The 26,833-nt window shown below is 67.9% G+C and carries 25 protein-coding genes; 13 read left to right on the forward strand and 12 right to left on the reverse strand.

Annotation, left to right across the window (positions count from 1 at the left end):
- Window positions 1–599: 599 nt before the first annotated feature.
- The 4 genes from EV643_RS36810 to EV643_RS36825 are packed head-to-tail and all read left to right on the forward strand — an operon-like array spanning window position 600 to window position 3,929.
- A complete protein-coding gene (locus EV643_RS36810; RefSeq protein WP_133804844.1) occupies window positions 600–1,109 on the forward strand; it encodes a SigE family RNA polymerase sigma factor in 510 nt (169 codons plus the stop codon).
- Window positions 1,109–2,188: a hypothetical protein gene (locus EV643_RS36815; protein ID WP_133804845.1), complete on the forward strand. Its 1,080-nt coding sequence runs from the start codon at window positions 1,109–1,111 to the stop codon at window positions 2,186–2,188. The genes EV643_RS36810 and EV643_RS36815 overlap by 1 nt, the downstream gene beginning before the upstream one ends.
- 12 nt (window positions 2,189–2,200) lie before the next feature.
- Window positions 2,201–3,025, forward strand: coding sequence for a hypothetical protein (locus tag EV643_RS36820; protein ID WP_133804846.1), 825 nt, complete (start codon window positions 2,201–2,203; stop codon window positions 3,023–3,025).
- A complete protein-coding gene (locus tag EV643_RS36825) occupies window positions 2,934–3,929 on the forward strand; it encodes a hypothetical protein (RefSeq protein ID WP_133804847.1) in 996 nt (331 codons plus the stop codon). The genes EV643_RS36820 and EV643_RS36825 overlap by 92 nt, the downstream gene beginning before the upstream one ends.
- A 3-nt stretch (window positions 3,930–3,932) precedes the next feature.
- On the opposite strand, the gene EV643_RS36830 is transcribed toward EV643_RS36825, so the two are convergent.
- From EV643_RS36830 to EV643_RS36850, 5 genes are read right to left on the reverse strand one after another with little or no spacing between them, the layout of a single operon-like run.
- Window positions 3,933–4,790, reverse strand: a complete 858-nt coding sequence (locus EV643_RS36830) for a glycoside hydrolase family 16 protein (protein WP_133804848.1) — start codon at window positions 4,788–4,790, stop codon at window positions 3,933–3,935.
- A 16-nt stretch (window positions 4,791–4,806) separates the two neighbouring features.
- Complete coding sequence (locus tag EV643_RS36835; RefSeq protein WP_133804849.1) at window positions 4,807–5,628, reverse strand: carbohydrate ABC transporter permease; 822 nt, start codon at window positions 5,626–5,628, stop codon at window positions 4,807–4,809.
- Window positions 5,625–6,608: a carbohydrate ABC transporter permease gene (locus EV643_RS36840; protein ID WP_133804850.1), complete on the reverse strand. Its 984-nt coding sequence runs from the start codon at window positions 6,606–6,608 to the stop codon at window positions 5,625–5,627. The genes EV643_RS36835 and EV643_RS36840 overlap by 4 nt, the downstream gene beginning before the upstream one ends.
- Window positions 6,605–7,972: an extracellular solute-binding protein gene (locus EV643_RS36845; protein ID WP_133804851.1), complete on the reverse strand. Its 1,368-nt coding sequence runs from the start codon at window positions 7,970–7,972 to the stop codon at window positions 6,605–6,607. The genes EV643_RS36840 and EV643_RS36845 overlap by 4 nt, the downstream gene beginning before the upstream one ends.
- Window position 7,973: 1 nt before the next feature.
- On the reverse strand, window positions 7,974–8,798 hold the full coding sequence (locus EV643_RS36850) for an NAD-dependent epimerase/dehydratase family protein (protein ID WP_133804852.1): 825 nt from the start codon (window positions 8,796–8,798) through the stop codon (window positions 7,974–7,976).
- A gap of 116 nt (window positions 8,799–8,914) precedes the next feature.
- Between EV643_RS36850 and EV643_RS36855 the strand changes: the two genes are divergently transcribed.
- Both EV643_RS36855 and dgoD read left to right on the forward strand, forming a co-directional pair.
- Window positions 8,915–10,186 (forward strand): ROK family transcriptional regulator, encoded by a 1,272-nt coding sequence (locus EV643_RS36855; RefSeq protein ID WP_166665719.1) that lies wholly within the window; start codon window positions 8,915–8,917, stop codon window positions 10,184–10,186.
- On the forward strand, window positions 10,183–11,328 hold the full coding sequence (dgoD, locus tag EV643_RS36860; RefSeq protein ID WP_133804854.1) for a galactonate dehydratase: 1,146 nt from the start codon (window positions 10,183–10,185) through the stop codon (window positions 11,326–11,328). Before EV643_RS36855 ends, dgoD begins: the two co-directional genes overlap by 4 nt.
- Window positions 11,329–11,358: 30 nt before the next feature.
- Here dgoD and EV643_RS36865 read toward each other — a convergent pair whose 3' ends face one another.
- Window positions 11,359–12,126 carry an SDR family NAD(P)-dependent oxidoreductase gene (locus EV643_RS36865; RefSeq protein ID WP_133804855.1) on the reverse strand — a complete coding sequence of 256 codons (768 nt, stop codon included), beginning with the start codon at window positions 12,124–12,126 and terminating at the stop codon, window positions 11,359–11,361.
- Complete coding sequence (locus EV643_RS36870; RefSeq protein ID WP_133804856.1) at window positions 12,123–13,274, reverse strand: acyl-CoA dehydrogenase family protein; 1,152 nt, start codon at window positions 13,272–13,274, stop codon at window positions 12,123–12,125. The genes EV643_RS36865 and EV643_RS36870 overlap by 4 nt, the downstream gene beginning before the upstream one ends.
- An 85-nt stretch (window positions 13,275–13,359) precedes the next feature.
- Between EV643_RS36870 and EV643_RS36875 the strand changes: the two genes are divergently transcribed.
- From EV643_RS36875 to EV643_RS36890, 4 genes are all read left to right on the forward strand, one after another.
- Window positions 13,360–13,944, forward strand: coding sequence for a TetR/AcrR family transcriptional regulator (locus EV643_RS36875; protein ID WP_133804857.1), 585 nt, complete (start codon window positions 13,360–13,362; stop codon window positions 13,942–13,944).
- A gap of 28 nt (window positions 13,945–13,972) precedes the next feature.
- Window positions 13,973–15,613: a DUF7800 domain-containing protein gene (locus EV643_RS36880; RefSeq protein ID WP_133804858.1), complete on the forward strand. Its 1,641-nt coding sequence runs from the start codon at window positions 13,973–13,975 to the stop codon at window positions 15,611–15,613.
- Between the two features lie 115 nt (window positions 15,614–15,728).
- Entirely contained in the window at window positions 15,729–16,610 is an 882-nt protein-coding gene (locus EV643_RS36885; RefSeq protein WP_133804859.1) for a S1 family peptidase, read from the forward strand.
- Between the two features lie 192 nt (window positions 16,611–16,802).
- Window positions 16,803–17,744: a type IV toxin-antitoxin system AbiEi family antitoxin domain-containing protein gene (locus EV643_RS36890; RefSeq protein WP_133804860.1), complete on the forward strand. Its 942-nt coding sequence runs from the start codon at window positions 16,803–16,805 to the stop codon at window positions 17,742–17,744.
- 231 nt (window positions 17,745–17,975) lie between these two features.
- On the opposite strand, the gene rlmB is transcribed toward EV643_RS36890, so the two are convergent.
- Window positions 17,976–18,938, reverse strand: coding sequence for a 23S rRNA (guanosine(2251)-2'-O)-methyltransferase RlmB (gene rlmB / locus EV643_RS36895; RefSeq protein ID WP_133804861.1), 963 nt, complete (start codon window positions 18,936–18,938; stop codon window positions 17,976–17,978).
- A gap of 1 nt (window position 18,939) precedes the next feature.
- Window positions 18,940–20,373 (reverse strand): cysteine--tRNA ligase, encoded by a 1,434-nt coding sequence (gene cysS / locus EV643_RS36900; protein WP_133804862.1) that lies wholly within the window; start codon window positions 20,371–20,373, stop codon window positions 18,940–18,942.
- A gap of 178 nt (window positions 20,374–20,551) precedes the next feature.
- Between cysS and EV643_RS36905 the strand changes: the two genes are divergently transcribed.
- From EV643_RS36905 to EV643_RS36915, 3 genes are all read left to right on the forward strand, one after another.
- Window positions 20,552–21,376 (forward strand): lysozyme, encoded by an 825-nt coding sequence (locus tag EV643_RS36905; protein WP_133804863.1) that lies wholly within the window; start codon window positions 20,552–20,554, stop codon window positions 21,374–21,376.
- Between the two features lie 319 nt (window positions 21,377–21,695).
- The gene (locus EV643_RS36910) at window positions 21,696–22,265 is read left to right on the forward strand and encodes a GNAT family N-acetyltransferase (RefSeq protein ID WP_133804864.1); all 570 of its coding nucleotides are present in this window, start codon (window positions 21,696–21,698) and stop codon (window positions 22,263–22,265) included.
- A 92-nt stretch (window positions 22,266–22,357) separates the two neighbouring features.
- Window positions 22,358–23,635 (forward strand): C39 family peptidase, encoded by a 1,278-nt coding sequence (locus EV643_RS36915; RefSeq protein ID WP_133804865.1) that lies wholly within the window; start codon window positions 22,358–22,360, stop codon window positions 23,633–23,635.
- A 63-nt stretch (window positions 23,636–23,698) separates the two neighbouring features.
- Here the strand turns inward: EV643_RS36915 and EV643_RS36920 are convergent, their stop codons facing one another.
- From EV643_RS36920 to EV643_RS36930, 3 genes are all read right to left on the reverse strand, one after another.
- Window positions 23,699–24,640: a phosphotransferase gene (locus EV643_RS36920; RefSeq protein ID WP_133804866.1), complete on the reverse strand. Its 942-nt coding sequence runs from the start codon at window positions 24,638–24,640 to the stop codon at window positions 23,699–23,701.
- A gap of 27 nt (window positions 24,641–24,667) precedes the next feature.
- Window positions 24,668–26,347 (reverse strand): DUF2207 domain-containing protein, encoded by a 1,680-nt coding sequence (locus EV643_RS36925; protein ID WP_133804867.1) that lies wholly within the window; start codon window positions 26,345–26,347, stop codon window positions 24,668–24,670.
- A gap of 230 nt (window positions 26,348–26,577) precedes the next feature.
- Entirely contained in the window at window positions 26,578–26,823 is a 246-nt protein-coding gene (locus EV643_RS36930; protein WP_133804868.1) for a hypothetical protein, read from the reverse strand.
- Between the last annotated feature and the right edge of the window lie 10 nt (window positions 26,824–26,833).

Below are 26,833 nucleotides of genomic sequence, written 5' to 3' on the forward strand. Positions count from 1 at the left end.
GAGGTGACACCCAACACCGACCTCAAGGCGCTCAGCGCCTAACCAACCAACGGATCACGCGACACGACCGCTACACCACGCGAATGGACTTGACCGCCAGCGATGGCCGCGCTCGCCAGCCAACCACGTCGCCGGGCAGGTAGCTCACCAGTTCCCATAGCGCGCCCTGATAGAGGGTCCAGCCGCGCTCGCCGTCCAGCGGTAGTGGTCGAGGCGCGGGAAACGACGTTCGACCCAGGCGGGCCAAGAAGTCGTGCAGCCACTTCAGTTCGCAGTGCACATCGCTGTCCCCGGCCGGCCACAAGACTGGGTCGAGTCGCCGTAGCACTGCCATTTGCCCGTCACGGCGCACCAGCCACGCGACCGACTCCCGCGTCGGCAACGTGGTCCCCGACGGCTCAATACCGGCCTGGCGACGAAGGACTAGTGGGATGTCCATATCCCATTGTCAGAGCAGAGAAGCACTGACCAGGGTCGACTGAAACCGAGCGGCGGCCCTTGAGGCAGACTGACCAGGCCGCCACCCCGTATGTCGTACTGGGGTGGACCGTGCAACGTCTTGCGTTCCTCCGGCGTGGTAGTAGGTGTGGGAGGGGTAAATGGCAGCTGACGGGGACTCACCGCCGGACTTCGACGCCTGGGTGTCGCACCGCGGCGCGCACCTGCTCCGGTTCGCGTACCTGATCACGCGCGACCGCAACCGGGCCGAAGAAGTCGTGCAGGACGCGCTGGTCGCGGCGTACCCACGCTGGTCGCGGATCGCGTCCGACCCGGACGCGTACGTCCGGCGGTGCATCGTGAACGCGAACATCTCGGCCTGGCGGCGCATCTTCCGCCGCGAGACGCTCGTCGACGACCCGTCGATCCTCGGTGAGGCCGGCCCCGACCACGCCATCGCCCACGCCGATGCCGACTCCGTCTGGCAGCTCTGCGCATCCCTCCCAACCAAGCAGCGAGCGGCCGTCGTCCTCCGGTACTACGAGGGCCTGCCGGACGCGGAGATCGCCGAGATCCTCGGCTGCTCCGCGAGCACCGTCCGCTCCCAGATCCACCGCGCCCTCGCGTCCCTCCGAACCACCCTGAGCAGTTCCGAGGAGGTCCTGCGTTGATGAACGACCCCACCGAAACCCTGCTCGCCCAAAGCCTGGCGAACCACGCCACCGAGGCGCCGTCGGACACGTCGCTGTTGGCTGACGTCCACACGCGCCTCGGCCGTCGCCGCCGGGCCCGCACCGCCGGCGCCGCAGTACTGGCTTGTGCTGCTGTTGCGACCGCGATCACCGGGATCAACAACCTGACCAACGAGGTCGCGCCCTCGCCCGCGCCGGCCACGGTCGCCCAGCCGGCGAAGGGGTGGCACTGGGAGTCGTACTCGAACATCCAGATCCAGGTACCGGACAGCTGGCAGGACGGCACCTTCAGCCACCTGTGGACTTGTCGTGGTGGGAAGCCGGCAGGCCCGACCGTCGGGCGGCCGACGACGGGGATCGTGCCGATGATGGCGTGTGGATCCCTGGCGCCACCGGTCGCGGAGCGGGTCTCCCACGCGTTCTTCGATTACAACCTGCAGCCGGGAGTGTTTGCCCGGGGCAACGGCTGGACCGAGGAGGCCAAGGTCTTCGGCGCTGTCGGGGTCAGCGTCTTCACCGACGACGACGCAGTCCGGCGGCAGATCATCGACTCCGCCCAGCTGATCACCGGCACCGATGCATACGGGTGTGCTCCGTCCTCGCCGGCTGTCGGGAACACGCGCTGGCGGCCCGAGACCGGTGACGGCGTCGCGGCGATGGGCGAGGTCAAGTCGATCCAGATCTGCGCCTACCGAGGCACCACCTCCGCAAACCAGCCTCCGCCGCTGGTCGCCAGCGCCCAACTCACGGGCGACGATGCCCGAGCAGTCGGCGAGGCCCTGCGAGAAGCCCCGGAGATCCCGGACCGAGGAGTCTTCTCCGGCAACGTCACCGCGGCCGAGGGCTGCCAGGTCAGCGACTCGGAGATCCTGGTACTCCGGCTACGGGGCGACTCCGGCGAGCAGGAGGTCGTCAGCCGCTTCGCCCAATGCGGCGCCACTGGATTCGACGACGGCTTAATGGTCCGCCAACTGACCAAGCCAGTCCTCAAGCCGGTGGTCGACGCCATCAACCGCCCCGAGTTCATCCCCCCTGCCCTCCAACACCTCCTCCGCTGAGCGGATCCCACCATGACCTCACGTGTAAATGGTTCTGCGGTCCTGGCCGTCGTCGCTATCGCGAGCGTCCTCACTGGTGTGAACGGGCTGACCGACCGGCAGCAGGCCACCTCGGCCGACCAGTCGATGCTGCAGCCGGCGAAGAGAGCCGAGATTCCGTTGGCGCCGGGGTGGCGGTGGGAGGGTTCCAGGACGTTCACCTGCAGGTGCTGGGTACGTGGGATCGGAGCCTCTGGCAGGTCCGGCCAAGTGCACCGAGTTCACGTCGGAGCCCAAGCCGATAGTGCGCGCCCCGGTGGCGCCACGTTCGCGATGCTGGTCGAATGCCCGACGCCCGCGCCCGTAGTCCGGCACCTCGCCCCGTCACTGGAGTTCACGGGCGAGCGGCCGGAGGTGATCAGGTACCCCGACGGCTGGACCAAGGAGACCCGCCGGATCGGCAGTCTGCTGATCACCGTGACCAGTGGTGACGACGCCCTCCGGGAGAAGATCTTCGCCTCGGCCGACGTCATCCCCGAGATCGACGGCAACGGTTGCGATCCAGTGCCGGCCCTGGCCCGCGACGAAGTGGTCCGGCCACCTTCCCAAGGCGGTCTCGTGTCAGTCGGTCCGGTCCACTCGGTCAGCGTCTGCCGCTACTCGACCTGGACCTCGCCGACCCCCACGCGTCATCTGACAGCTCGACTCTTGTCCGATCCGGTTTCCGGGTGCAGTGTCTGTTCAACCGAGACGGGAGTTGAGGGGGATGCGTCGATGGCGTTCGACCGGATCCGTCGTCCTGGCGTGTGCGGCCGTCGCGGCCGGCATGATCGGGGTGAGTGCTCTGGTCAGCGGTGACGATTCCGGCCGGTCGACTGGAGCCGGCCAGGGCGCCTCGTCGGCGGATGACGGCTGGCGCTGGGAGTCGTACCAAACCATCGAACTCCAGGTCCCCGAAGACTGGGGCTACGGCATCACTGGCTCGCCGCCCTGCCTCGTGGAGAAGAAGCAGCGCCCTCATGTCGGCCGACCCGGCCCCGTGCGGACGATTGGCTGCTGGGGGCTACCACCGCTCGCTCACCGCGCACCCTATGTGTGGTTCGACACGAAGAGCAGGAATCCCGCCGGCGATGGGATGCGAAAGCTGGGCGTCCAACCGGCCGACCACGGCTGGGTCGAGGAGACCCGGCTCGTGGACGGCCTGCATGTCACCGTGCTCAGCGACGACGACTCCCTCAGACGACGGATCCTGGACTCAGCGAGGGTGATCGACGGCTCGGATGCCAACGGATGTACGCCGGACCACCGGTTGGCGCACCAGCCGGATGGACGGCCCGCGTCGACCGGCGGCCTCGCATCGATCGGCACCGTCGAGTCGATCAAGGTCTGCCGGTACGCGATCACCCGTCGGGATCCCGATCGGCGCGCACCACTGATCGCGAGCTCGATCTTCACCGGCGACGCCGCCGGCGCGCTGGTTGACGCCATCACCAGCGCACCGGAGGGCAGTGGACCGAACGACAAGGAGTGCATCGACACATACGGCATGTACATCCTGGTGCTCACAGTCCGCGGCGGCAGCCGCGATCAGGAGGTCTCCGTCCGGTACGACGGCTGCGACTTCAACGGCACCGACGACGGACAGACGCTCCGTCAGCTGACCGCACCCGTCCTACGGCCCATCCTCACCGGCATCCACCAGCCCTGGCACTACCACGGCTCTCTGTACGAACTCGTCGTTGGCCCGCAACCGTCCAAGTAGTTCCTACCGGTAGACGCGGACGTAGTCGACCTCGAAGGCGTTGGGGAAGACCGTGGTTTCGTCGGGCGGTCCACCTCGATCCGCGTTTGCCCACGTGCCGCTGTTGAGGACGACGTACATCGGCTTGTCGGGGACCTGGGGGCCGGTGACGGTGTAGGTGGGGATGCCGTCGGTGTAGATGGTGAGGCGGCCGGGGGACCACAGGACGCCGTACTTGTGCCAGCCCTGGGTCGGGGCGGCGCCGTAGGACCAGTGGCTGTCCCATCGCACGTCCGGCCAGTTGCCGGAGGCGAGGCCGCTGTGCATGCCCTCGATACTGCCGAACCACTCCGCGACGTCGATCTCCGGCGGCCAACTGCGGTCCTGTGGGATCAGCCAGAACGCGGGCCACAATCCCTTGCCGGCCGGGAACTTCGCGCAGATCTCCCAGTAACCTCCAGCCTGGAAGAATTTGTCGTGCGACGAGATGAAGCCTTCGGTGTACTGATACGTCCCGGCCGGGTCCGTGCCTACGACGGGTTCGTCTTTGGCGATCAACCGCAGTCGTCCGTTGGACAGCACCACGTTCTCGTCGACGGCGTAGCTGCCGTACGACGTGTTGTGGTAGTGGCCGCCGGCTCGACCGGGGAAGTCCATCACGGTGCTCCACGAGCGTTTGTCGAGGGACTCGCCGCCGAACTCGTCATTCCACGCGAGCCGCAGACCGCGGGCAGCAGGTGAGGTGGCTTGCGTGCAGGTCCGGTTGGTTGCCTGCGGCATCTGATCCACTCCGGCCGTGGCGGTGCCGCCGCCAGTGAGGCAGGCCGCCGCCAACATCATGGCGCTACCAAGAGCCAACGCCCGGGCTCGTGTCGTCGTCATCTCAGAACCCCTTCCATCACTTGATTCCGGAGGTGGAGAAGCCGCTGACGAAGCGCTTCTGCATGAACATGAACAGAACCAGCACCGGCAGGACGTACATGACCGCGCCCGCGGCGACCAGGTTGTTCAGCGGTAGGCCCTTGTCGTTGACATAGCCGGTCGCCATCGCAACCGCCAGCGTGGTGCTGTCCTGGCTGAGGAACATGGCCGGCCCGACGAAGTCGCCCCAGGCGCCGGTGAAGGAGAGGATCACGCTGGCGGCGATCACCGGCCAGGACTGCGGCAGGAAGATCCGCCAGAAGATCCCGACGTAACCGCAGCCGTCGATGATGGCGGCCTCCTCCATCTCCTTCGGGATGCCGGCGAAGAACTGCCGGAACAGGAAGATCAGGAACGCGCTGCCGCCGAGCCCCCAGGCCACCCACGGCCAGTAGGTGTTGACCATGTGCAGCTTGGCGAAAATCAGGTACGTCGGTACCAGCGTGACGATGCCGGGCAGCATCATCGTCGACAGCAGGATCACGAACAACTGCTTCTTCCCCGGCGCGGTCAGCCGGGCGAACCCGAACCCGACCCAGGCCGAGCTGAGCGTGGTGAGGGTGGTGGTGATGAAGGCGATGGTGAGCGAGTTCTGCAGGGCACCGACGAAGTTGACGCTGCTGACCGCATCGGAGTAGTTCGCGAACCGCGGCGCGGACGGCCACCAGGTGGGTGGGAACGACGCCATCTCGGCCGGCGACTTCAGCGAGGTCTGCACCAGCCAGTAGATCGGACTGAGCATCGCCAGTACGACGGCCAGCAGCACGATGTACAGCGCATAGCGGTAGGACCTGGTCATCGCTTCCCCTCCGGCTCGACGGTGTAGAAGACGGTCTTGGCACTCACCTTGATGATGATCAGGGTGACGACCAGGATGACCGCGAACAGCAGCCACAGCATCGCCGAGGCGTAGCCGAAGCGGGACGCGGAGAAGTACTGCGCGAACACGTGGATCATGTACATGTAGTTGCCCTGTGGCACCGTCCCGGCCCCGCTGAGCGAACCCGAGGACAGCAGCAGCGGCGCGAACGACTGCAATGAAGCGATCACCCCGGTGATCACCTGGAACAGGATCACCGGCGACAGCAACGGGATGGTGATCCTGGTGAACGACTGCCAGTACGACGCTCCGTCGACCTGCGCCGCTTCCACCAGCTCACGGGGTATGTCCTGCAGCCCGGCCAGCGAGATGATCATCGCCCCGCCACAACCCCACATCACCAGGCCGTACAGGACGTAGCGGGCGTTCGGATCGACCAGCCAGGTGATCGGATCCGCGCCGAAGGTGCTCAGGATGCCGTTCGCCGCACCGGCGTCGCGGTCGAAGATCAGACGGAACGTCAGCGCCGCACCGACCGGCGGAACAACCGCCGGCAGGTAGATCAGCGCCCGGAACAGTCCGCGGGCCATCAGCCGCTGGTTCAGCATCACCGCGAGCAGCAGCCCGGCGAAGATCGACAGCGGCACCGTGATGAGGGTGAACACCCCGGTCTTCGCCAGTGAGCTGATCGTCAGCGGGTCCTGGAAGATCTCGACGTAGTTGGCGAAGCCGACGAAGTGCGTCTTGGGCGAGAGTCCGTCGGAGTCGGTCAGGCTGAGCCAGAAGGCATAGCCCAGCGGGAAGACGGTCAGCGCGACGAACCCGATGATCCACGGCGCGACGAACAGGTAGAAGGCCCGCGCCTGGCGCAGGCTGGGCGGTTTCTGCTTGCCCTGGGCCACCGGTTCCGCCGCGGCCGGCGCGGCGGAACGTCGTACCTCGGTCAGTGCGGAGCTCACCGCAACCGCTTCTTTCCGTCCTCGAGTTGCGCGTTGATCTGCGAGTTCAGCGCGTCGGCCAGCTGGCCCGCCGAGGTCGTGCCCTTGATTGCCTTGGGCAGCTCACGGCTGATGATGGTGTTGATCGCGTCCACCCGCACGTACGGCGTGAACGACGTCACCGAGAAGTGCTCCTTCTCGGCCATCTGCACCTCGTACGCCTGCTTCTGGTACGGCAGCTTCTGCGGCATGAGTGTCTGCAGCGACTTCAGCGGCGGGATGCCCCAGCCACCGGACGCCCGCGCCTTGGCCGGGGCACCGGCCAGGAACCACTCCATCACCGCCCACGCGGCATCCTTGTTCTTGCTGGCCCTCGGGATCCACAGCCCGGTGCCGCCGAAGCACGGGCTGACCCGGCGGTTGGTGTCGAACTGCGGCGCCGGTGCGAAGCCCGCCACCTTCGCGGACTTGGGGTCTTCGGAGAACAATCCGCCGAGCCAGTAACCGCTGAGTGTGGTCGCCATCCGGCCGGCCTGGAACGTCGGCCCGTCCCAGCCGTTCGGGTCGGGGTTGAGCACCGTCGGGCCGATGCCGGCCTTGGCGTACTCCAGATACCAGGTCAGTGCCCGCTGGGCCTCCGGGCTGCTGAAGTCGACCGACGCGAGGTCGTCGGCGGTCAGCTTCCCACCGGCCAGGTCGGTCATCCAGGACAGCTGCTGGAACAGGCCCAGCCCGTTCGGGTTGAGGCCGTAGACACTGACCTTGGCGCCCTGGCGCTTGGTCAGCTTGTTGCCCTCTTCGAGCAGTTCGTCAAACAGCAACGGCGTGGTCCCGCTCGGGCGGGTCACCTGCGCGGCGTCGTACAGCCCGCCGTTGTACCAGATGGTGCAGTCCTGCGAGTAGTCCTTCGCGAACCCGTACCGCGGGCCGGATCCCTGCTTCTCGCCGTCGTACCGCCAGACGTCGTTGACCGGGTCGATGTCGTCGGCCTTGATCAGCGTGCTCTTCTCGAAGTACGGATCGAGGTTCTCGGCCACCTGCCGGGCCACCAGGTACGGCGTCTCGGTCGCGCCCAGACCGCGGACGACGTCCGGCGGGTTGCCGCTGGCCAACATGGCGGTCAGCTTGGTGAGGTCGTACTCGACGGTCTTCACGGTGAGACCGAGCGCCTGGGCAGCCGCCTTGGCCTCCTTCGGGCCGAACTCACCCGACTGGGACATGACGGTCACAGTCCCCTTGGCGGCCGAGCCCGCGCTCGATCCGGCGGCCGGACCGGTGTTCGTCGAGGACGCCGGGGAGCAGCCGACCGCGACCGCGGTGCCCGCCGCCGCACCCGTGAGCGCCAGGAACCTCCGCCGGGACAGCCCGTGGTTCGTTGTGATCATGTCATTTCTCGCCTTCTTCAGGGGTCTGTGATTCGTCGAAGAGACGGCAGACGGGACCGGACGACGGTCCGGTGGCGTCTGCCAGTTGTTCGCTGTCGTCCTGCGGCCGGTAGCCGAGTTCGGTCCGGGCCGAGGTGATGTCCCAGTGGTTGCGGGTGTTGGCCGAAACGCCGAAGTGCACGCCGTACGGCTCCCGCGCCTGTAACGCCGCGAGCACCAGCCGGCCCGCGTCGCCGTCGGAGAGCCACTGCCCGAGGTAACGCCGTTCGGTCAGCGGCCAACCGGTCAGGCCGAGCCGCAGGCAGGTGACCGAGGCGCCGGTCCGGTCCGCGTGCGACCTGGCCAGTGCCTCCACCACGACCTTGCCGAGGCCGTACGGACAGCACGGCCGGGGATCGAGCCGCGGACTCACTGGCCAGTACGCCGGGCGGTTGTACTCACCCATTGCATGGATCGAGCTCGCCAGCACGATTTTCGGTACGCCGTGCGCCGCGGCTGCCTCCACCACCACCTGTGCGGATCGCACGTTCGCGGCGTACACGCTGTCCCAGCTCTGCCACGGGCTGCTGTTCGCGGCCAGGTGCAGGATCGCGTCGGCTCCGTCGAAGGCCTGGTACGCCGTATCGGGGTCGCCGATATCGGCGTGGAGGACCTCCACGTCGTGTTGAGCCGGGATCGAGCCGACCTGGATGGCCCGGTCGACCAGCCGCAGCCGGTACTGCGCCCGCAGGTGGGGCCGCAGCACGGTGGCCACACGGCCCAGCCCGCCGGTGATCACCACCAGCGGTCTTCGGTCGTTCCGCAGTGCGTCCATGTCGTTGTCCATGTCGTCACTAACGTCTGGCCGGGATCGACGCCCGAACTGTGACCGTGATTGTTCGAGTACTTCTGGGTTTGTGTCAAGAGTGTGAACGCTCCATGTCAAAATCGTTGACTCAATCGATGCGCTGGTCGATACTCGACGACGTGGCAGCGAAGGACACGGGATCCCTGCGAGCGCTCCGGCGTACGAACTCCGAACGGCTGTTGTCGGCCCTGATGGAGCACGGTGCGCTGCACCGCGCTGAGCTGGCGCGGATCTGCGGGGTGTCGCGGACGACCGTGTCGACCATCGTCAGCGACCTGGTCGCGGGCGGCGTCGTGATCGAGGCGGTCGGCGACCAGGTCGCCCAAGCCGGTATCGACGCCTCGGAGGTCGACGGCCGGGCCCGCGGTTTCCTGCAGGCGAACCCCGGCGCGGGCGCGGCGGCCGGCCTGGACTTCACCCTCGAACGCGTCTGGGGCCACGTCACCGACCTGTCCGGTACGTCGCTCGCCAGCGCCGGTGTGACCGCGGCCCGGGACACCCCGTGGCAGGAGCGGCTGACGGCAGGGCTCGACCTGCTCGACGACCTGCTGACCTCGGCCGGACTCGATCGGGGCGCCCTCGTCGGCGTCGCGATCGGCGTACCCGGACCGATCGATCTGCTGAGTGGCGTGGTCGGCCCGTCCCTACCCGGTCAGGCGTGGGCGGGGGTGAACGTCGCCGCCGAGTTCGGCCGCCACCTCGCCGTACCGGTGCTGGTGGAGAACAACACCCGGCTCGAGGCGGTCGCCGAGTTCACCTGGGGCGCGGGCCGCGGTTCTCGGGATGTCCTGTATCTCGGGTTGTCGACCGGGATCGGCTCCGGATTGCTTGTCGACGGCAACCTTCATCACGGTGGTGCGCGCGGCGGTGGCGGCGAGATCGGCCACATCTCGGCGGACCCGTCCGGTGCAGCCTGCCCGTGTGGGAACCGAGGTTGCCTGGTGCAGTACGCGTCGCTGTTCGCCGTACTGAAGGCGTTGAGCCCCGTGCTCGGCGATGACGCCGGCATCGACGAGGTCCTCGCCGCCGCGGAGGCCGGACAGGAAGACACCGTGCGGGTGCTGCGCGAGGCCGGCGAGGTGACCGGCCGGGTGCTGGCGAACATCTGCAACCTGCTCAACCCGGAGCGCATCATCGTCGGCGGCGAGCTCGCCCGCGCCGGCGACCTCGTGCTGGAACCGATCCGCGCCACCCTGCGCCGATCCGCGATGGCACTCACCCGCGACGTCGAAGTCATGGCCGCGGAACTGGATCTGGGCGCCCGGGCGGGTGCTTCCGGCGCCGCCGCCCTGGTGCTCCGGCAAACCGACCAGCTCGTCGCCGCGCTGCTGGCCGGCGCGGAACTTCGACCGAATGAGGCAGTGTGAAGATCGTCGGGTACGAGACCTTCCTGGTAGCACCCCGCTGGCAGTTCCTGCGGATCGACACCGACGAAGGCATCAGCGGCTGGGGCGAGCCGATCGTCGAGGGCCGGGCCGAAGCCGTCCAGGGTGCGGTCGCTGCTTTGATGGAGTACCTCGTCGGCACGGATCCGCTGCGCATCGAGGACCACTGGCAGACGATGGCCAAGGGCGGCTTCTATCGTGGCGGGCCGGTGCTGTCGAGTGCGCTGGCTGGGATCGATCAAGCATTGTGGGACATCAAAGGCCGGTACCACGAGACGCCCGTGCACGAGTTGCTCGGCGGTCCAGTCCGCGAGCGGATCCGGATCTATACCTGGATCGGCGGCAAGGACACGGCCGCTCTGGTGGACGATGCGCTGGCGAAGGTGGCCAGCGGTTTCACGGCGGTCAAGCTCAACCTCGCCGACGCGCTACCGCCGGTGCCGAGCGCCGCCGAAGTACGGGCGATGGTGCATCGCGTGGAGGCGTTGCGCTTCGCCTTGGGTGACACCGTCGACATCGCGCTGGACTTCCACGGCCGCTTCAGCACGGCGGCGACCCGGCGGATCCTGCCGCTGCTCGAACCCATGCTGCCCTTGTTCGTCGAGGAGCCGGTGCTGCCGGAGTTCGCCCGCGACCTGCGCCCGATCACGGAGTCGACCAGCATCCCGATCGCGACCGGCGAGCGGCTCTACTCCCGCTGGGACTTCCGCGATGTACTGCCCACCGGCATCGCCGTCGCCCAGCCGGATCTGTCCCACGCGGGCGGAATCTCGGAGGTACGCCGGATCGCGGCGATGGCCGAGACGTACGACGTGACGGTGGCACCGCATTGCCCGCTCGGCCCGATCACGCTCGCGGCCAGCCTGCAGATCGACCTGGCGACGCCGAACTTCCTGATCCAGGAGCAGAGCCTCGGCATCGAGTACGGCGGCGGCAGTGCGCTGCTCGACTACCTGATCGACCCGCAGGTGTTCACCTTCGTGGACGGCCACATCGAACGTCTCGCCGGCCCCGGACTCGGGATCGAGGTCGACGAGTCCGCGGTCCGGGCCGCGGCTGCGAAAGGTCACAGCTGGCGCTCACCCGTGCTCCGCCGGCCGGACGGATCCTTCACGGAGTGGTGATCGCCCCGTTGGTGATCGCCTTGGTGGTGATCAGCGTGGTGGCATCCGGAGGGCGCCGTCGAGGCGGATGACCTCGCCGTTGAGGAGCTGGTTGTCGATGATGTGGGCGACCAGCGCGGCGTACTCGCTCGGGCGGCCGAGTCGGGCCGGGTGCGGGACCTGCTGTTCGAGCGCGGTGCGGGCCTCTTCGGGCAGGCCGGCAAGCATCGGGGTCTCCATCGTGCCGGGGGCGATCGTGACGACCCGGATGCCCTTGTCGGCAAGGTCGCGAGCCGCGGTCAGGGTCAGCCCGACGATGCCGCCCTTGCTCGACGCGTACGCCGCCTGGCCGACCTGCCCGTCGTACGCCGCGATCGAGGCGGTCATCACCACTACGCCACGGTCGCCGTCCGGCAGTGCGTCTAGGCCGATCATCCGCTCGGCGGCCAGCCGGAGCACGTTGAAGGTGCCGATCAGGTTGACCTCGATCACCTGCCGGAAGGTTCCCAGTGGCAATGGCCCCTTGCGGCCGACGATCCGGCCAGGGGTGGCGATCCCGGCGCACGTCACGACCACGCGCAACTCACCGAGCTCCGCCGCGGCGTCCAGGGCAGCGGCCACGGCCGCCTCGTCGGTGACATCGGTCGGGACGAAGACGACGCGCTCGCCCAGCTCCTCGGCGATGCTCTTCCCGGCCGACTGCGGCAGGTCGCAGATCACCACCCCGGCACCCGCCGCGGCCAAGCGGCGTACGGTCGCTTCACCGAGGCCGGAGCCACCACCGGTGACCAGAGCGACATCGGTCGGGCCTAGCTTCATCGCACACTCCTGAGCAGGTCGCGGCTGATGACGAGCCGCTGGATCTGGTTGGTTCCTTCGAAGATCTGGGTCACCTTGGCCTCGCGCATGTACCGCTCGACCGGGAACTCGCGGGTGTAACCGTAGCCGCCGAGCACCTGGACGGCGTCCGTGGTGACCTTCATCGCGGCGTCGGTGCAGACCAGTTTGGCGATCGCGGCCTGCCGGGTGAACGGCTTGCCGAGGTCGCGGCGCCGCGCGGCCAGCAGGTACGTCGCCCGCGCCGACTCGACCGCCGCGTCCATGTCCGCGAGCAGGAACTGCATCCCCTGGAACTCCGCGATCGCGTGCCCGAACTGCTCCCGCTCCAGCGCGTACCTGGCGGCGACCTCCAGCGCGGCCTGCGCCAGCCCCGTCCCGCAGGCGGCGATCCCCAGCCGGCCCGAGTCGAGCGCGGACAAGGCGATCCGCATACCGTCGCCTTCGGAGCCGATCAGGTTGGCCGCGGGGACGCGGACCCGGTCGAAGTTGACCAGGGTGGTGGTGGAGCCGGTCATGCCCATCTTGCGTTCGGGTGCGCCGAAGCTGAGCCCCTCGGCCGACGCGGGCACGTGGAAGGCGGAGATGCCGTGTTTCGGGTCGGCCGACGTCCGGGCGAAGGTGGTGTAGAAGTCGGCGTGCGAGCCGTGCGAGATCCAGGCCTTCGTACCGGACAGGACATACTCGTCGCCGTCGCGGACCGCCTTCGTGGTCATCCCGCTGATGTCCGACCCGGCCTGCGGCTCCGACAAGGCATACGCGCCGAGCAGTTCGCCGCCGACCATGTCGGGCAGCAACCGGTCCCGCTGCTCGTCGGTACCGAAGGTGGCCACGGCGTAGCTCGTCATCGTGTGCACGGACAGGCCGACGCCGACCGACATCCAGGCGCCGGCGATCTCCTCCAGCATCTGCAAATAGACCTCATACGGCTGGCCGGCGCCGCCGTACTCCTCCGGGTAGGGCAGGCCGAGCAGGCCGGCCTTGCCGAGCGTGCGGAACGCGGCTCGCGGGAACGTCTCGGACTCCTCGGCCTGGGCCGCATACGGCCGCAGCTCGTGGTCGCAGAGTTCCCGGACGAGTCCGAGCAGGTCGGTTGATTCCTCGGTCGGAAGCAGACGATCGACGGCCATCAGACACCCCTCTCAACAGCTATCGAAACGATACTAGCATCGATACTGTCGACTCAAGTTCAGTATCGTTCTATGCTGTCTCGATATGACAACAGTCGTCCCGGGGCGCCGTACCCGTAGGCAGTCCGAGCTGCTCGACCGGCTGCTCTCCCTGTTTCTCGCGCAGGGCTTCAGCCGGTTCACCCTGGACGACCTGGCCGCCGAGCTGCGCTGTAGCAAGACGACGCTGTACGCCCTCGCGCCGAGCAAGGAGCAGCTCGCCGTCGAGGTGGTGAAGCACTACTTCAAGAATGCCACCGCGCAGGTGGAATCGGCCGTCGCCCGGCAGACCCGGCACGACCGCCGGATCGCCGCCTACCTGAACGCCGTCGCCGACGCGCTCCGGCCGGCCAGCCGGACCTTCCTGGACGACGTGGCGACCTTCGCCCCGGCCCGGTCGGTGTACGAGCGCAACACCCGGATCGCGGCCGACCGGGTCCGCTCGCTGATCGAGGACGGGATCAACGGCAAGACGTTCCGGCAGGTCGACATCGGGTTCGCCGCCGAGATGGTCGCGCACACCATGCAGGCGATCCAGCGCGGTGACATCGCCCGCCGGACCGGCCTGAACGACGCCGAGGCCTACCGCGAGCTGGCCTCGTTCGTGTTGCACTCCCTGCGCACCGACTGAGGGTTGCGCTGACCGATAGCTTTTGTGGATGCAACTGAAGTTGGGTCCACTCCTGCGGTACGTCGACGAGACGCGGGCGACCGTTTGGGTGGAGACCACCGGCCCGTGTGAGGTGGAGATCCTCGGCCATCGCGCGACCACATGGTCCGTGCACGGTCATCACTACGCGCTCGTGCTCGTCGAGGGATTGCGGCCGGCCACCAGTACGCCGTACGAGGTGCTGCTGGACGGTGACGTGGCGTGGCCGCTAGCGGATTCGCCGTACGGGCCGAGTGTGATCCGGACGCCTCGGGCCGACGGGACGTTCCGGTTGACGTTCGGGTCGTGCCGGCGGTCGGCGCCGTTCGACGAGGAGGGTCTCAAGCGGTTCGGCCCGGATGCGCTGGTCGCGTTGGCCGAACGGATGGCGGCGCACTCGGAGGAGAGCCCGGACGCGATCCTGCTGCTCGGCGATCAGGTGTACGCCGACGACCCGTCGGACGCCGTACTGGAGCAGTTGCGGGAGGCGCATGGTGGTCGGCACGGGTCCGAGGTGGCCGACGAGATCGGCAACTTCGAGGAGTACACCTGGCTGTACTACGACGCGTGGACGAATCCCGCGGTCCGCTGGCTGTTCTCCACTGTCCCGCTGTGCATGCTGCTCGACGACCACGACCTACGGGACGACTGGAACACGTCGCTGACCTGGCGTCGCTGGGTCACCTCGCAGCCGTGGTGGCATGACCGGGTGGTCGGCGCCTACGCGTCGTACTGGGTGTATCAGCACCTCGGCAACCTCTCGCCGGAGCAGCTCACGCAAGACGCGACGTACCGGGCGATGCTGACGCTCGACGACGAGGACGAGCGGACGGCCTACCTGGACGCCTTCGCCTGGGAGGCGGACGAGGACCCGGCGTCGACGCGGTGGAGCTTCTACCGCGACTTCGGCGCTCGATCCCGTGGTGTGCGGCTGGTCGCCGTGGACTCGCGCTGCTCGCGGCACCTGGAACCCGACGAACGGGCGATGGTCGACGCGCACGAATGGGAGTGGGTCCGGCGGCACACCGTGGACGCGACGCAGCCGATCAACCATCTGCTGCTCGCCTCGACCCTGCCGTTCCTGCTCGCACCCGGGCTGCACCATCTGGAGGGGTGGGACGAGGCGATCTCGGCCGGCGCCTGGGGACCGCGCGGGTCCAGGGTCGGCGAGAAGATCCGGCAGGAGATGGACCTCGAGCACTGGGCCTCGTTCCGGAAGTCGTTCGACGACGTGACCGATTTGCTTACCGACCTGGTCCGGGACGAGAACCCGCCTACGTCGATCCTGATGCTGTCCGGCGACGTGCACTGCAGCTACGTGACCGAGGCGCGACTCACCGCCGTCGACCACCCCGGTACGGCGATCCGCCAGCTGACCATGTCGCCGTTCCGGAATCCGGTCGGCAAGCACATCCGGGTGGCGAACAAGGTGCTCGACTCGCGTTGGATGACCACGTTGCTGCACAAGCTGGCCCGGTCGGCGGGGGTCCGGGACGTCGCGGCGACCTGGCGGACGGCGTACGGGCCGTGGTTCGGGAACGGGGTGATGTCGGTGACGATCGCCGGGGAGGACTGGGAGGTCGAGGTCGATCACGCAGCGGTGACGGCCGGGCGCCAGACGCTGGAGCGGACCCTGACATACGGAGGTTAACCCTCACCGTCCGAAGTTACCTGAATACTCAGGGATAAACCTGGGTAAAGGGGTCTTCGGTTGAGTCAAGGACGCACCCCGCCCCGGGGCGTCCTCATCGTGAGGAGGCACAACCATGCGAATCCGTCCCCTCGTGGCACTACTGGCAACCGCCGGTCTTGCCGCGACCACCGCAATGCTCAGCACCCAGGCCCAGGCGGCCAAGGGTCCCGAGGCGATCGCCTCGGCGAGCACCATCACCTCCGCCCTCTCCCGGGATGCGTCGATCCCGGGTACCGCGTGGATGACCGACGAGAAGACCGGCCGGATCATCGTGTCGTACGACGACACCGTGACCGGCGGCAAGTTCGACGCGCTCAACGCCGTCACCAAGCGGTTCGGCAGCCAGGTCACGCTGGAGAAGCTGCCCGGTGTACTCAGCAAGCGCATCAACGGCGGGCAGGCCATCTACGGCGGTGGTTACCGCTGCTCGCTCGGCTTCAACGTCCGGAACGGGAGCACCTACTACTTCCTGACCGCCGGACACTGCACGAACCTCTCCAGCACCTGGTACGCGAACTCGTCGCAGTCGACCGTGCTCGGCACCCGCTACGGGACCAGCTTCCCCGGCAACGACTACGGCATCGTGCGGTACAGCACGTCGTTCACGAACCACCCCGGTACCGTGAGCCTCTACAACGGCTCGAACCAGGACATCACCTCAGCCGGTAACGCGTACGTCGGTCAGGCCGTCAAGCGCAGCGGCAGCACGACCGGCCTGCGGAGTGGTTCCGTCACCGGCCTGAACGCCACCGTCAACTACGCCGAAGGCACTGTCACCGGCCTGATCCGCACCAACGTCTGCGCCGAAGGCGGCGACTCCGGCGGCTCGCTGTTCGCCGGCACCGTGGCCCTCGGCCTCACCTCCGGCGGATCCGGCAACTGCTCCTCCGGCGGCACCACCTACTTCCAGCCCGTAACCGAAGTCCTCTCCCGCTACAACGTCAGCGTCTACTGACCCCAGCTGTCGGAACTGGGGACCCAGCACCACAAGCCGGGACCTCGCACCACAAGCGGGACCCAGCACCACAAGCCGGGACCTCGGACAGGTTATTTCCCTGTGCGAGGTCCCGGTTTCTTGTTCACGCCCTTTATCCACAGGCGGGAGATTGGCGTGAAGCGGAGGGGTGGGCGACGGCATATTGCCGGTATGAATCCGAAATTGGAGGTGCTGGCCGGGGCCAGGGATGGCTGGTTCACGCGGTCCGACGCAGCTCATGCTGGTTACAGCGACAGCGAGATCCGCCAGCGCCTGAAGTGCGGTCAATGGACCCGGCTCTGCCGTGACGCGTACGTCGAGTCAGGTGCCTGGCCGGACGGGGAGCTCCCTTGGGATCGCGCCATCCGTCTGCACAAGGTGCTGACCCGAGTCGTCCTCAGCCGGATGACCAGCGCAGTGGCGGTCAGCCACCAGTCGGCCGCCATCCTGCACGGACTCCCGGGATGGGGATCCGACCTCAGCCGGGTGCAGGTGACCCGTTCGACGGGACGAACTCGATCCGACCGCGTGACGCAGACACATCGCTCGCCGCTTTCACCGGGCGACACCACGGTGGTCGACGGACTCCAAGTCACTGGCGTTGCGCGGTGCATCGTGGAGACCACCTGTTTGTCGTCCTACGAAGCCGGTGTGGTGCTGTCGGACGCGGCGTTGCGGGCCGGGCTGGTCGATCAGGACGAGTTGATCGCGGCAGCCGACCGACTCAAGCACTGGCCGGGTTCGCCCGCCGCCGGGGCAGCCACGCGATTCGCCGACGGCCGCAGCGAGTCCGTCGGGGAGTCCCGATTGCGAGTGCTGATGGCAAATCAGGGACTACCCGCGCCGACCCTCCAAGCCGAGATTCGCGACCCGGACGGACATCTCCTCGGACGGGTGGACTTCTTGCTCGACAGGGTGTTGATCGTCGAGTTCGACGGAGCCCAGAAATACTCCACGGACGGGGCGAACGTCCTGGTCGCGGAGAAATGGCGCGAGGACCGGATCCGCGAGCTCGGCTACTCCTTCGCCCGATTCGGCTGGGCGGACCTCGCGCACCCGACCCGAACCGCCAACCGCATCCGCCGCGCCCTCACCCACGCAGCCGCCGCCTGACCCCCGCACTATCCCCGGGAAACCTGACCACCAAGCCGCCGCCCCGCCACCTTGCGGAAGCATGACCGATGCGGCCCCGACCCGCGCCATCTTGCGGGACCGTGAACAAGCAATGGGGACCGTGAACTGGATATTTCTTGTTCACGGTCCCCATTTGTTGTTCACGGTCCCTGCTGGTTAACCGAGGTCCCCATGCGCGGCGGCCAACCACAGGTGACCCGCTGGGGCCGGTTATGCGGTGCGGCGGCGGGAGATTTCGTAGAGGGCTACGCCGGTGGCTATGCCGGCGTTGAGGGATTCGGTGGCGCTGGTCATCGGGATGGAGACGATCAGGTCGCAGTTCTCGCGGACCAGGCGGGCCAGCCCTTTGCCTTCGGAGCCGACGACGAGGACCAGGGGCTCGGTGGCTGCGGCGAGCTCGGGGAGTTCAACTTCGCCGCCCATGTCGAGGCCGATGATCAGCATGCCGGCGTCCTTGTAGGACTTGAGCGCGCGGTTCAGGTTGGTGGCGCGGGCGACCGGGATCCGGGCCGCGGCGCCGGCCGAGGTCTTCCAGGCGGATGCGGACATCGAGGCGGTCCGGCGCTCCGGTACGACGACGCCGTGTGCCCCGAAGGCCGCGGCCGACCGGGTGATCGCGCCGAGGTTGCGCGGATCGGTGACGCCGTCGAGCGCGACGATCAGCGGCACCTGGCCGGCGTCGTACGCGCGGCTGAGCAGGTCGTCCGGGTGGGCGTACTCGTACGGCGGGATCTGCACGGCCAGCCCTTGGTGCGAACCGTTGTTCGTCAGCCGGTCGAGCTCCTGCCGCGGTACTTCGAGCAGCGAGATGCCGTGCTCGACCGCGATCAGCAACGCCTCCCGCAGCCGCGCGTCCCGTTCGGTGCCTTCGGCAACGTATACGGCGCTGACCGGGACGCCCGCGCGGAGCGCCTCGACGACCGGGTTGCGACCGTACACCCACTCCACCGACGCGTCGGCGTCCTTGCGGGCGGGCCGGCGGGCGGCGGTGCGCTCCTGCGCCTTGGCCTTCGCCTTGGCGCGCTTGTACGCCGGGTGCTTGACCCGCTCCTCGGCCTTGGGCGTCGGGCCCTTGCCCTCGAGCCCACGACGAACCCGGCCGCCGGATCCGGCGGTCGGGTTGCCACGGGGCTTCTTGCGGATCGCGCCCTTGCGCTGACTACTGCCTGGCACTTCAGTTTCCTTCGGTTGGTTGGTGCGGGGCGATCGTCCAGCGAGACCCCTGCGGGGTGTCCTCGACAACGACGCCGAGCGCCTTGAGCCGGTCGCGGATCTCGTCCGACGCGGCATAGTCCTTGCGTTCGCGGGCGGCCTGCCGCTGCTCGAGCAGCGCGCCGACCAGCCCGTCCAGGATCTCGGTGAGCTCCTCCGACGCACCGGTCCGCGACACCCACGGCTCGGCCAGCGGGTCCAGGCCCAGTACGGCGAGCATCCCGCGCACGGCGGCCAGGTTCTCCCGCAGTGCGGGCGAATCCCCGTCCTCGATCAGCTTGTTCCCATCGTGCACGGTGTTGTGCAGTACGGCGATCGCCGCAGGCGTGCTGAGATCGTTGTCCATCTCAGCGACGAACTCGACGGGCAACTTGGTGGCCGGCTCGACCCCGCCGGTGACCTCGGTCGCCCGGGCGATGAACCCCTCGATCCGCTGGAAGCCGGTCGCGGCCTTCTCGAGCGAGGCCAACGAGTACTCCACCACAGACCGGTAGTGCGACTGGACCAGGTACCACCGCAGCTCGATCGGCCGGACCCGGCGGACCACGTTGCGGACGATCGCGCCGTTGCCGAGCGACTTCGACATCTTCTCGCCGGCCGCGGTGACGAGCGCGTTGTGCATCCAGAAGCGGGCGAACTTCTGCCCGACCGCCGTCGACTGGGCCAACTCGTTCTCGTGGTGCGGGAAACGCAGGTCGAGCCCGCCGCCGTGGATGTCGAACTCGGTGCCGAGGTACTTCCCCGCCATCGCCGAGCACTCCAGATGCCAACCCGGCCGGCCGCGACCCCACGGAGTCGGCCAGGAGGCGGTCCGCGGAGTGTCCTCGGTGTGCCCCTTCCACAGGGCGAAGTCGCGCGGATCCCGCTTGCCCCGGGGATCGGCGTCCTCGGCCGGCTCCATGTCGTCGATCTTCTGGTTCGACAGTTCGCCGTACGCCGGCCACGACTTCACGTCGAAGTACACGTCACCCGACCCGTCCGGCGCGACGTACGCGTGACCGGAGTCGATCAACTGCTGGATCATCTCGAGCATCTCGGGGATGTGCCCGGTGGCGCGTGGCTCGTACGTCGGTGGGCGGCAGCCGAGCACGTCGTATGCCCAGTGCAGTTCGCGCTCGAACTCGTAGGCGTGCGCCCACCACGGGACGCCCCGCTCGGCGGACTTGGCCAGGATCTTGTCCTCGATGTCGGTCACGTTCGCGATCACGGTGACTTCGTAACCGGCGTACTCGAACCAGCGCCGCAGGACGTCGAACACGACCTCCTTGTAGATGTGCCCTACGTGCGGGGCACCCTGCACCGTCAGCCCACAGTGGTAGATCCCGACCTTGCCCGGATGAACGGGCTCGAAATCTCTCACTGCTGCTGTCGCGGTGTCATACAAGCGAAGTGTCACCGATCAAGGGTAACGGTCGGATGAGACTGCTCTTGACAGTTATCCCCAGGCTGGTCATCGGCTTGCCGTCAAATTCTCACAACGAAACTGCCAAGTCTTGGTTATTTCCTACCTCGACCCGGGTAAAACCTTCGCCGAGCGCTCTGTCCGCCCCTTTGCGTTCTCCTGGAGGTTCCTCGTGAAGTCCCTCGTCACGGGTGCCGTCGTCACGCTCGGCCTGCTCACGGCCTCGCTTGCCGGCCCCACCCTCGCTACAGCACAGTCAACCGCCCCTCACCAACCGACCGCCGAGGCCCGTGCGCACGGCATCACCAAAGCCGGTGACGCCTACATGGGCTGGCGCCAGACCAGTACGGCCGTCACCACCGCGGTGATGGCACCGGCCGCCACGGTCGAAGGCATCGACGTCTCCAGCCATCAGGGCAATGTGAACTGGGCCGCGCAATGGACCGCCGGCAAGCGGTTCGCCTACGTGAAGGCGTCGGAAGGCAACTACTACACGAACCCGTACTTCGCCCAGCAGTACAACGGTTCCTACAACGTCGGCATGATCCGCGGCGCCTACCACTTCGCCACCCCGAACGACTCCAGCGGCGCCAACCAGGCCAACTACTTCGTCGACCACGGCGGCGGCTGGTCCAAGGACGGCAAGACACTGCCCGGCGCGCTCGACATCGAGTACAACCCGTACGGAGCGACCTGCTACGGCAAGACCCAGGCCGCGATGGTGACCTGGATCCGCGACTTCCTCAACACCTACAAGGCCCGCACCACCCGGGACGCAGTGATCTACACGAACCTGGACTGGTGGACCCGCTGCACCGGTAACACCACGGCGTTCAACAGCACCAATCCGCTCTGGGTCGCGCGGTACGCCTCGGCACCCGGGACGCTGCCGGGCGGCTGGCCGTACTACACGTTCTGGCAGTACAGCTCGAGCCCGATCGACCAGAACCGCTTCAACGGCGACCAGACCAGATTGGTTGCCCTCGCCAACGGCTGACCCAGCGACGGACTCGCCGGGTCCAGTTTCGCCGGCGCTCCGTTCCGGATCCGGGGAGAGGAGACGGGCCCTCCTGACGCGACTCAGGAGGGCCCGGGCCGCTGTGCTCCTAATTGACTTGCCGGGGTGCGGTGGTCGCTTAGGGCCTGTCTGACGGTTCCCTGCAGTCGCGAGCAGGTGCTCGGTGCGGTAGCTCGGTGTGCTGGAGTGAAGGCCTCGATGCGGTGTTCATCGTGGCCTTTGCTCCAGTGCAGCGAGATGCCGTGCCGAGTGCCGCGCAGCACGCAGGGAACCGTCAGACAGGCCCTAAGCTCGGGATGTGAGCCTTCCGCTGCCGATCGAGACCGAGCGGCTGACCCTGCGCCGCTACACCGAGACCGACTACGACGACCTGCTGAAGTTGCAGTCGAACGACGACGTCACCCGTTTCTTACTTTACGAGTCGAAGACACCCGAGCAGGTCCGGGATTCACTCGCACTCCGGCTGGCCGACGTACCGATGGATGCGGATGGACAGGCGGTGACGTTTGCCGTCGTACTGCGGGAGACGGGGCAACACGTCGGCGAGGTGACGATGTTCGTGCAGTCCGTGGAGCACAAGGGCGGCGAGATCGGCTTCGTCTTCCACCCGGACTTCCACGGCCGGGGATACGCGACCGAGGCGGCAGCCGCGCTACTGCGCCTGGGCTTCGAGCATTTCGGCATGCACCGGATGATCGGGCGGCTGGACGGTCGGAACGCCGGATCCGCAGGAGTGATGAAGCGACTCGGGATGCGGCAGGAGGCGCACTTCGTCTCGAACGAGTTCCTCAAGGGCGAGTGGACCGACGAGCTCGTCTTCGCGATGCTCGCGGAGGAGTGGAAGGCCGGCACGCTCGCCGCGGAGTAGCACTCCGGTACCGAAAGTAACTAACGGCGACGACACGATCGACGGCACGCGTTCACCGCGACAGGACGTGGTACCAGGTCTAGCGTTTTGGCATGACCGCCTCCCGCCCACTTGCCGCCCTGGTCTCCGGGGTGGTCGTGCTCAGCCTCGCCGCCGTACCGAGCGAGGCCGCCAAGGTGCCGCAACAACGCGACATCGCCTACCACGCCTGGACCTCGACCACCGAGTTCCTGGCCGGCGAACCTGCCGGCACCGTGGTCGCCGACGGCAGCCTGACCTTCGGCACCGCAACCGGCACCACCTCGTACGTCGACCCGTTCGGCGATGGCACGGCCAAGACCTACGACCGCACCACCTGGACCTCACCAGAAGTCCAGACCAGCTTCGGCCTGACCGAGCTGATCGCGTCGTGGAACGCCACCACTCCGCCCGGCACCTGGGTCGAGGTCGCGATGGCGGGCCACACCGACCTGGGTACGACGACCAAGTGGTACGTGCTCGGCCGCTGGGGTAGCGGCGACGACACCTCGGCCGGTGACATCCACCGGACCTCGGTCGCGAGCCAGGGCGACTCGAACGGCTCCGTGGCGGTCGACACCTTCGTAGCCGCAACCGGGCGGTCACTGGATCGCTGGCAGTTGAAGGTCTCGCTCTACCGGCTCGCCGCGACGACCGGCACGCCGTCTGTACGCAGTGTCGGTGCGGTCGCGACCAGGCTGCCGGACGAGAAGAAGGTCCCGGTCAGCCCGCTCGGCGGCGCGGAAGGTGTCGTACTGGACGTACCGACGTACTCGCAGGAGAAACACATCGGGCACTACCCGCAGTGGGACGGCGGCGGCGAGGCGTGGTGCTCCCCGACCTCCACCGCGATGGTCCTCGACTATTACGGCGCAGGCCCTTCTGCCGACGAGACAGCCTGGGTCGATCCGGCCGACGCCGATCCACAGGTGGACCACTCCGCCCGCTCGGTCTTCGACTACGCCTACGACGGCGCGGGCAACTGGCCCTACAACACCGCGTACGCCGGAACTCGTGGGCTCGACGCCTTCGTCACCCGACTGCGTTCGCTGACGGAGGCGGAGCAGTACATCAAGGCCGGCATCCCGTTGATCGCGTCCCTGTCCTTCAAGAAGGGCGAACTCCCCGGCGCCGGCTACGGCACGAACGGCCACCTGATGGTCATCGTCGGCTTCGACGCGGCCGGCAACGTCGTGGTCAACGACCCCGCCTCCCACCTGATCCCGAGCAACGACCAGGTCCGTACGACGTATGACCGCGAAGCCTTCGAAAACGCCTGGGTCCCCCACTCAGGCGGCCTCGTCTACGTCATCCACCCGCCGTCGGTCCAACTCCCCCAAATCACCACCTAGTAGGCCTCCCCAGCCATCCCCGCTGGCGGGTTGTCTCACCAGCGGCGGCCGCGATGCGAGTGCCTAGAGGGCGTTGGCCCAGCCGGCGGGGTCGGGGCCGGGTGGGATGGCGGCGATGCCGCGCCAGAGGACGAGGGCTTGGAGCCATTGGGCTTCGGGGTTGGTGAGTGGGCGCACCGACTCGTAGCCCGCGAGGAAGGTGCGGCGTACGTTGGCCGGGGTCGGGTTCCAGTCGGTGAAGCGGGTGTTGAGGAAGACGAGCGTGCGCGCGAGGTCGCAGACCGCGTAGTCCCAGGCGATCTCGTCGAAGTCGACGACGGCGACGATCTCGGTGTCGGCGGTGAGGATGTTGGTCGAGCGGTAGTCGTTGTGGATCAACTGCGGCTCGGTGTCGATCGGCGGCAGCGTGGAGATCTGCTCGCGTAGTCGGTCAGAGGCTGCGGGCGCGATCCGGGAGTCGTCCTCTGCGAGCCACTGCTCTATACGCTGTCGAAGATCCGCAGGCGAATTCGGCTCGGATCCGATCAGGCGATGGTCCGGGTGGAGAGCCAACGCGGCGTGCAGCTCCGCAAAGGACGCACCGGCCGCGCGGACCGTGGTTTCGTTGCCGGTATCAAGCGGTTGACCGTCCACCGCCTGCTGCACCGTCATCGACAACCGGGACGAATCAGAGCTGACGATCTCCCGATACCGGCCGTCCACCGACTCCAGCGGCGGCGCCACCGGCACACCTCGCTGGTGCAACGCGTTGATCAGATCCGCAGCCGCGGCAAACCGTACGAACTGCCCCTCAGCCCGAGACCACTTCGCCACGAACGCTCCCCGATCGCTGCGAATCCACGCGATCGCATTGTGGCCGCTGATGAGGATCCGCTCGCAGCTCTCGACGTCGACGCCCCAAACCTCAGCCAAAACCTTGGTGAGCCAGAGAACGGCCTCGTCAAAGCCGTAGAGCCCGAACCTGTCCCGCAGGGCGTCTTGTGGATCGGTCGATTCCCAGAGCATCGACAGTCCGGTTGGAAACATCTCCGGTCAACGGGTGAAGAGGGCGCCGGTTAGGTTCGTGGTGAGGTTGCGGAGGGAGTCGGGGAGGTACTGGAGGTGCCAGCCGCGGGGGCCTCGGTACCAGTGGAAGCCTTCGTCCTCGTCGTCGTCGGCGTCTGTGGCTACGAGGGCGTCGATCCAGCGCTCCGAGCCGCCCAGGACCACGGCGTACGGGAGGGCACGGGAGCAGAGTTCGGCGTGCTGGTCGGACGGGAGTTCGCTGACGTCCATCTCCAGCAGCTCGCCGCGGATGGCTGCGACCTGGCCGAGGACCCGGCCGGCGGCGGGGGCCTTGGCGGGCATGTAGCGGCCGATGACGAGCAGGCCGAGGCCGACGGCGGTGACGGCGAGACCGAGCAGGCCCCAGGTGGTGAAGAGGGCGAGCAGGACAGTGCCGATCACGCCGAGGACGGTCACGGCGATGCCGATGGTGGCCCAGGTGGATCGGGTCCGGTCGGGGCGCTCGGTGAACCAGCCGCGCTTGACCACCCCGTCGTACAGGGCGTCCTGGACCTGGCCGAGGTTGGCCCGGACCTGCTTGCCGAGTTCGGAGACCAGGACCGTGTCGTTGTCGCCGAAGATCGCGCGGACCAGGACGTTCTCGTACCGCTGCAGCTCTTCGGACGGCGCGTTCGCGATCCGCTTGAGCTCCCAGTCGGGCCGGGAGTACTCGGACTCGTGCTCGAGCTCGGTGATGGTGAGGTGTCCGCGGACGGCGAGGTCGATGATGGTGGCGGTGACGTCGACCGGGTCGATCCGCTCGTCGATCAGGGTGCCGACCTCACCGGGGCGCAGGTCGGCCGGCGGGGTGAAGTCGATCCGGGTGTCCTGGCCGAGGCTGAACAGCGACGCCGGTACGACGCGGCGCGGGTCGACCTGGTCGCGGCCGCGCAGCCGGTACAGGACGAGCAGGGCCGCGGCGCCGAGGACCAGCACCAGCAGCGAGGTGATCAGTTGCGCGGTGTCGGTGGAGAACGCGCGCTTGAGGGTCTTGCGGTACTCGACGATCGAGTTGGCCGCGATCTCGCCCTCGGGGAAACCGATCGTCATCCGGACCGTGTTGCCCGGCGGCAGGCCCTGCTGGCGGAACGTCGGGCCGGCGGTCTCGCCGATCTGCGCCAGGGTGCACGGGGTGTTGCTGTCGATCGCGCCGGCGAAGCAGGAGACGTGCGAGACCTCGGGGGTGCTGTAGACGATGTTCGCGTCCTGGACGGTGAGCGCCAGCCCGGTCAGCGGCGCGAACCGGACCTCGGTGCCGTTCAGCGTCTTCGCGACCGCGCCGCGCACGGTGTACGTGAAGTCCAGCTGAGCGTCGCCGGCGACATCCGCGACCGCGATCGAGGTGACCTCGCCGTCGGTGGTCAGCTCGGTCTGCTTGGTCTCACCGCCCGCCTTGACCTGCAGGTCCTCGATCCGCTGCACGTGATCGACGTCGTCCGGCAGGTGGTCGCGAGTGACGACGAACCGGGTGAAGGTCCCGGACACGTTGCTCAGCTTCCACGATTCGGACACCTTGAGCGCACCGTCGCGGTCCACCCGGATCTCGCTGTCGTAGTTGGTCACCACCGGGTCAGCGGCGTCGCCCATACCGGTCGCACCGGCCTGCCCGCCCGTCAGGGTCAGGAAGCCGAGCGCACAGAGGGACACCCCGAGCAGACGTAGACGCATCGCCCAATCACACCGTATCGAGAGGTCAGGAACGGATCGGCCCGCGCCACCGGGCCCCTGCGAGCCACCGGGCGGGGCCACAGGTCGTACACAAGTCGTTGCCGTGATTGTTGCCAGGGGGCACCTTACCGCTACTGGTGGCCACCGCCGCCACGTGCCGCCACAACCTGGTCCGTATGGTGGAAGGCCGCAACCTGGTCCGTACTGCGGGTCGGCGCCGCCCTCTGGATTCACCGGGGCACCGCAGTTCGGCGGACCACCTCAGCCGGGAACCACGCGGTACCGCCAAGCCAGTACGCGGTCCCGGACAACGGTCTGGGCTGGGGGCAACTGCCGCAACCGCCGAAGCAGCGCGGTGGCGGCCGTGCGGTGTTCGCCGTCATCGCGGCCAGCGGCAACGTCCCGGCCGAGCGCAACCAGACCGATCGCGACCAGACCGGCCACCAGTTCACGCCGCCCGGAATGATCGTCGTCAACAGTTACGCG

The organism is Kribbella caucasensis, assembly GCF_004361855.1.
Classification (GTDB): domain Bacteria; phylum Actinomycetota; class Actinomycetes; order Propionibacteriales; family Kribbellaceae; genus Kribbella; species Kribbella caucasensis.